General features: G+C 69.3%; 6 protein-coding genes and 1 pseudogene. 4 read left to right on the top strand and 3 right to left on the bottom strand.

The features are described from left to right. Positions 1–1,057 (top strand): pectate lyase family protein (locus AC1D01_RS17930; protein ID WP_477868599.1); only part of this gene is annotated, 1,057 nt, incomplete at its 5' end. Positions 1,058–1,111: 54 nt separating this feature from the next. Beyond that, positions 1,112–2,194: a lactonase family protein gene (locus tag AC1D01_RS17925; RefSeq protein WP_477868601.1), complete on the top strand. Its 1,083-nt coding sequence runs from the start codon at positions 1,112–1,114 to the stop codon at positions 2,192–2,194. A 19-nt stretch (positions 2,195–2,213) separates the two neighbouring features. On the opposite strand, the gene AC1D01_RS17920 is transcribed toward AC1D01_RS17925, so the two are convergent. Genes AC1D01_RS17920 through AC1D01_RS17910 form a run of 3 tightly spaced genes read right to left on the bottom strand, consistent with a single transcriptional unit; the run spans position 2,214 to position 4,461 of the window. Then, positions 2,214–2,783 carry a cysteine dioxygenase family protein gene (locus AC1D01_RS17920; protein WP_477868597.1) on the bottom strand — a complete coding sequence of 190 codons (570 nt, stop codon included), beginning with the start codon at positions 2,781–2,783 and terminating at the stop codon, positions 2,214–2,216. A 29-nt stretch (positions 2,784–2,812) separates the two neighbouring features. Next, positions 2,813–3,565 (bottom strand): sulfite exporter TauE/SafE family protein, encoded by a 753-nt coding sequence (locus tag AC1D01_RS17915; RefSeq protein WP_477868595.1) that lies wholly within the window; start codon positions 3,563–3,565, stop codon positions 2,813–2,815. Between the two features lie 5 nt (positions 3,566–3,570). Then, complete coding sequence (locus AC1D01_RS17910) at positions 3,571–4,461, bottom strand: LysR family transcriptional regulator (RefSeq protein WP_477868593.1); 891 nt, start codon at positions 4,459–4,461, stop codon at positions 3,571–3,573. A 185-nt stretch (positions 4,462–4,646) separates the two neighbouring features. Here AC1D01_RS17910 and AC1D01_RS17905 point away from each other — a divergent pair, with 185 nt between their 5' ends. Both AC1D01_RS17905 and AC1D01_RS17900 read left to right on the top strand, forming a co-directional pair. Then, positions 4,647–5,579 (top strand): Bug family tripartite tricarboxylate transporter substrate binding protein, encoded by a 933-nt coding sequence (locus AC1D01_RS17905; protein WP_477868591.1) that lies wholly within the window; start codon positions 4,647–4,649, stop codon positions 5,577–5,579. A 46-nt stretch (positions 5,580–5,625) separates the two neighbouring features. Next, a pseudogene (locus tag AC1D01_RS17900) lies at positions 5,626–5,840 on the top strand (RraA family protein); the annotation flags it as partial.

Below are 5,840 nucleotides of genomic sequence, written 5' to 3'. Positions count from 1 at the left end.
GGCCCCTGCTCCCGCACCCGCGCCGGCCCCCGCGCCGAGCGGCCTGACCGCCGGCTTCGCCGGCACCGTGACCGGCGGCGGCAAGGCCGCGGCCGTGACGGTGAGCAGCGCAGCAGCGATGCAGGCGGCGATCGATGCCTACACCGGCTCGGCCGGCCTCGTGATCCGCTACACCGGCAGCTTCGACTTCGCGTCGATCACCGACTCCTGCGCGCAGCGCACGAAACCTGCCGGTGCCATCGTCGAGGTCAAGAACAAGAGCAACGTGACGATCGAAGGTGCCGACGGCTCGGCCGCGAACTTCGGCCTCGCGGTCAAGGGCGGTGCGACGAACGTCATCATCCGCAACATGACGATCGGCCTGCTGCCGGGCTCGATCGACGCGATCGGCATCGAGGGCCAGGGCGGCAAGTCGCCGGGCTACATCTGGGTCGACCACAACACGCTGTTCAGCAGCATCAAGGAGTGCCCGGGCGCCGGCGACATGGAGTTCGACGGGCTGGTCGACAACAAGGCCGGCGCGCACCACATCACCTACTCGTACAACCACATCCACGACCACCAGAAGGTCGGGCTGATCGGCTCCAGCGACAGCGATTCCAGCGACCGCTTCATCACCTACCACCACAACGTCTACGAGAACGTGAAGTCGCGGCTGCCGCTGCAGCGCGGCGGCTACACCCACCTGTACAACAACCTGTACAGCGGCGTGCACACCTCGGGCGCCAACGTCCGCATGGGCGGCTTCTCGCTGATCGAGGGCAACTGGTTCGAGAACGCGCAGAACCCGGTGACCTCGCGCGACAGCTCGACCATCGGCTACTGGGAGCTGCGCAACAACAACGTGAAGAGCCCGGCCGATTTCAGCCGCTACGGCATCACCTGGGTGGCCAGCGAGTCGTCGCCGTCGCGCGACGCCAGCGACTGGGTCAGCACCAGCGCGTTCCCGGTCGGCATCCCGTACACCTACACTGTGCACGACTCCGCCTGCGTGAAGCAGAAGCTGCCCGCGGTGGCGGGTGCAGGCAAGGCGCTGGCCGGGCTGGGTTGCAACTGAGCGGCAACTGACGAGAGACCGCAACATCGCGGCGCAGAGGAGACAAACTTGGATCTGCACTTCGGAACGCCGCTGCGCGCGGCGATCGTGGCCGGCGGCCTGCTGGCCGCCGCCCTCCCCGCGATGGCCGGCACCTTCGTCTACGTGTCCAGCGCCGACAGCCAGGAGCTGTCGGTGCTGGCCTTCGACCGCGGCACCGGCCGGCTGAGTCCGGTCGAGACGCTGGCCGTCGGCGGCACGGTGATGCCGCTCGCGGTGAGCCCCGACAAGCGCTTCCTCTATGCCGCGCTGCGCTCGCAGCCGTTCCGGGTGGTGAGCTTCGCGATCGACCCGGCCGGCGGCCGCCTCAAGAAGCTGGGCGAGGCGCCGCTCGCCGACAGCATGGCCAACATCGACGTCGACGCCAGCGGCAAGTGGCTGTTCGCGGCCTCGTACCCGGGGCACAAGATCACCGTCAACAGCATCGACGGCAACGGCGTGGTCGGGGCCATCCAGCAACTGATCCCGACATCGCCGAACGCGCATGCGATCCATGCCGACGCGAGCAACCGCTTCGTGCTGGCCACCAGCCTCGGCGGCGACAACATCTCGGTCTGGCGCTTCGATGCCGCCAAGGGACAGCTGACGCCGAACGATCCGGCGATCGTGCAGGCGGCGCCGAAGTCCGGCGCCCGCCATTTCGTCTGGGACAAGGCGCAGAAGCACCTGTACCTGCTCAACGAAGTGGATGCGTCGCTGTACGTCTTCGCGTGGGAGGCCGGCCGAGGCACGCTGCGCGAACTGCAGCGCACGACCACGCTGCCCGAGGGCTTCACCGGCAAGCCGTGGGCCGCCGACCTGCACCTGAGCCCGGACGGCCGGCAGCTCTATGCGTCGGAGCGCACCTCGAGCACGATCGCGCGCTTCAAGGTGGATGCCGAGACGGGCAAGCTGGAGCCGGCCGGCAGCACGCCGACCGAGAAGACGCCGCGCGGCTTCGCGATCGATTCATCGGGCCGCTTCCTGATCGCGGCCGGGCAGGAGTCGCATTCGGTGTCGGTGCACGCGATCGACCCGCGCACCGGCGCGCTCGGCGAAGCCACCCGGCTGCCGGTCGGCAAGAACCCGAACTGGGTGGAGATCGTCGACCTGCCGTGACGGCCACCGGCGGGCGCACTCAGCTCTCGTTGTGCGCGACCTTGATGCGCCGGCGCGTGCGCTCGGCCACGTCGTAGATGTTGAAGTCGCTCATCGTCCGGCCGTAGAGGTGCAGGCTGACGGCACGCGGCCGCTCGGCCGGCACGCCGGTGACGTGGATGTGGTCCGGGTTCGGCACGAAGCTCGTGACGGCGCCGCGGCTCAGCAGGATCGTGCCGCCGCGCGCCAGGTCGATGTCTTCGTCGGCGCCGCGGTCGGGTGACAGCCGCACATAGCTGCGCTCTTCCAGCACGCCCTCGACCACGCCGACGACACCCCAGCTGCCGTGGTCGTGCACCGGCGTCCACTGGCCCGGCAGCCAGACGATCGAGTACAGCGACAGGCTCGCATCCGGCGCGTCGTAGATCAGGTTGCGGGTGTAGCCCGACGCGCTGCTGCGGTAGTGCTGCGGCTCGAGGAAGCTGCCGGCGTGGTCGATCAGCTCGAGCATCAGCGGCGCCAGCGCGAGCACGCAATCGGCCGGATCGGGCTGGCGGCCGCTGTGGGCCGAGGCTTGGGCGATGAAGGCGTCGAGGGCGGCGGAGGTCATCGGCGGATTGTCGCGCCTCGCCGGCCCCCTCATCTCGCGATGAGGGCAGGCAGCGACGCCGCCAGCAGCGCGACACCCGACGCCGTCAGCAGGCCCAGCACGATCTTGCGGAACGCCGCCTCGGACATGCCGATGTACAGCCGCGCGCCCAGCAGCGTGGGCACCAGCATCGCCGGCGCGACGATCGCGAACATCGGCAGCATGTCGCGGGTGACGATGCCCTTGGCCACGTAGACGGCCATCGTGACCGCCAGCGCCGCGAGATTGAAGTTCTGGATGATGGCGCGCTGCTCGTCCTTCGCGAAGCCGCGCAGCGTGCACCACAGCGTGGGGATCGTGCCGGTGAATCCGCCGATGCCGCCCATCACGCCGCCGAGGCCGCCGGCGACCGCATCGGCCACCTGGCCGCCGGCCCGGATCTTCGGGAGGCTGCCGGCCAGCAGCATCGCCGGACACCACAGCACGAGCAGCGTGCCCAGCACCACCTTGAAGAGCAGCACGTCGAGCAGCGGCAGGATGGTCACGCCGATCGGAATGCCGACCAGGCCGCCCAGCACGAAGGGCAGCAGGCGCCGCAGGTCGAAGCCGCGCCGCACCGTCAGCGCGGCAATGACCTGGCCGGTCAGCGAGCCGAACACGGCCAGCACGGCCGCCAGCATCGGGTCGAGCGCCCAGGCCCAGAACGACATCGCGGTGAGGCCGAACCCGAAACCCGACAGGCCCTGGACGAAGCCGGCGCAGATCGCGCCGACGGCGACGACCATCACGAGGTGGTGATCCATGGGAATCAGTGAGTGGTCCTGAGTGCGGAGAACAGCTCGATGAGCCGCGATGCGGCAGGCGACAGGTAGCTGTTGGCGCGGTAGGTCACCACGAGCCGGCGGTGCATCGTGGCCTCCTTCAAGGGGATCTCCTTCAGGCCCGACCGTCCCGGCCGGCTGCCCAGGTGGTGGCGCGAGATGAAACTCAGCAGGCCGGTCTGCTCGATCAGCAACGGCAGCATCAGCAGCATCGTGCTCTCGACCTGGACCTTCGGCCGCGGCAAGCGCTTGCGGTCGAAGGTGTGGTCGAGCCAGTCGCGCGTCGGCGCGCCAGGCGGCTGCAATGCCCAGCGGTAGGCCGACAAATCCTTCAGCGTCGGGGTGCCGCGAAACAGTTCGTGGCTCGCGCTCGCGGCGACGACGATCGCATCCTCCACCAGCATCTTCGAAACGTAGCCGGCTTCGGTGGGGCCCTCGGTTCCGACCATCATGTCGATCTCGCCGGCGTGCAGTTGCGGCTTCAGCGTGTCGACCAGGCCGACGACGGTGCGCAGCGTCACCTCGGGCGCCTCCTGCAGCAGTTGCCGGGCCACCGAGGGCAGCACGAACTGCGCCGCGGTCGGCACGATGCCGATGCGGACATGCCCGGCCAGCCCCTGGCCGATGGCACCGATCTCGCGCTGCGCATCTTCGACGTCGAAGCGCATGCGCTGGGCCCACTTCAGCAGCACGCGCCCGGCGGCCGTCAGCCGGATGCCCCGGCCGGCTCTCTCGAACAGCGCAGCCCCGCAGTCCTCTTCCAGGCGCCGGACGCAGCTCGTCAGCGCGGGCTGCGTGCGGTGCAACCGCGCCGCCGCACGGCCCATGTGCTGCAGCTCGGCGATGGTCTCGAAATAGCGCAGGTCGCGCAGGTCCATGTCAAAAGTGCCGTTGATGGATTTCAAAAAACTATCGATTGGACTGTAGAGGTCGCCACGCCAATACTCAAGCCCATCGACAGACCCGCGACACCGATCCGGGCCGCCAGATCGGCGCGATTCACGATGGAGACGACATGCCCTTTCTCTTTTCCCTTGCCCGACACTTCCTGCCCGCCCTGGCAATGGCCGCCGTTTGCAGCGGCGCGTTCGCCCAGGCCTGGCCGGCCAAGCCGATCCGCGTCATCGTGCCGTTCCCGCCCGGGGGCGGAACCGACATCATCGCCCGCGAATCGACGCAGAAGGTCGCCACGGCGACGGGCTGGACCTTCGTGATCGACAACAAGCCGGGAGCCGGCGGCAACCTCGGCGTGGACGCGGTGGCCAAGGCCCCCGCCGACGGCTACACGCTCGTGCTGGGCCAGACCAGCAACCTGGCGATCAACGCGACGCTGTACGCGAAGATGCCCTACGACTCGCAGAAGGACCTGTCGCCCATCGTCCTGCTGGCCAACGCCCCGCTGGTGATGGTCACCGGCATGGGCACGCCGCACAAGACGCTGGCCGATGCCGTCGCTGCGGCGAAGGCCAGGCCCGACGCGCTGAACTTCGCGTCGCCCGGCAACGGCACCGTCGCGCACCTGACCGGCGAGCTCTTCCAGAAGGCCGCCGGCATCCGGACGCAGCATGTGCCGTACAAGGGCGCCGCGCAGGCACTGACCGACGTCATCAGCGGCAACGTCGACCTGTACATGGCGTCGGTGCCGACACTGCTCGGCCAGATCAAGCAGGGCAAGCTGCGCCCGCTGGCGGTCACGTCGGCGAAGCGGGTCGACGATCTGCCGAACACCCCGACCATCAACGAGTCCGGCTACAAGGGGTTCGACGCCGTCACCTGGTTCGGCCTGCTGGCACCGGCCGGCACGCCGAAGGAGGTCATCGTGAAGCTGAACGCCGAGTTCAACAAGGCGCTGCGCCAGGCCGATCTGCGCAAGAAGCTCGAAGACGAGGGGGCGGATGCCGCCGGCGGCACGCCCGACCAGTTCGCCGCGCTGATCAGGACGGAAGTCCAGCGCTGGGGCGGGGTCGTCAAGGAGTCCGGCGCCAGGGTCGACTGACCCCGGGCCGCCCGCACACGTTCAACAGCCAATCCAGGAGATCCCGATGAGCCAGGCCGCTGCATTGCCCGACGTCATGCGCGACATCGAACGCGTCGACGCCGCCACCGTCGAGCGTGCCTCGAAGTTCCCGTCGTCGATCCTCGCCGACGTGGCCGGTCGCCGCGGCGCGCTGCACGGCCGCATCGCGCCGCTGTCGCCGTCGATGCGCTTCGCCGGCCCGGCGCTCACCGTCGAGGTCCGGCCCGGCGACAACCTGAT

The sequence above is a fragment of the Rhizobacter sp. P3_B12 genome (assembly GCF_056402895.1).
The sequence above is the reverse complement of the archived record's forward strand: the minus strand, read 5'-3'. Positions and strand labels throughout refer to the sequence as shown.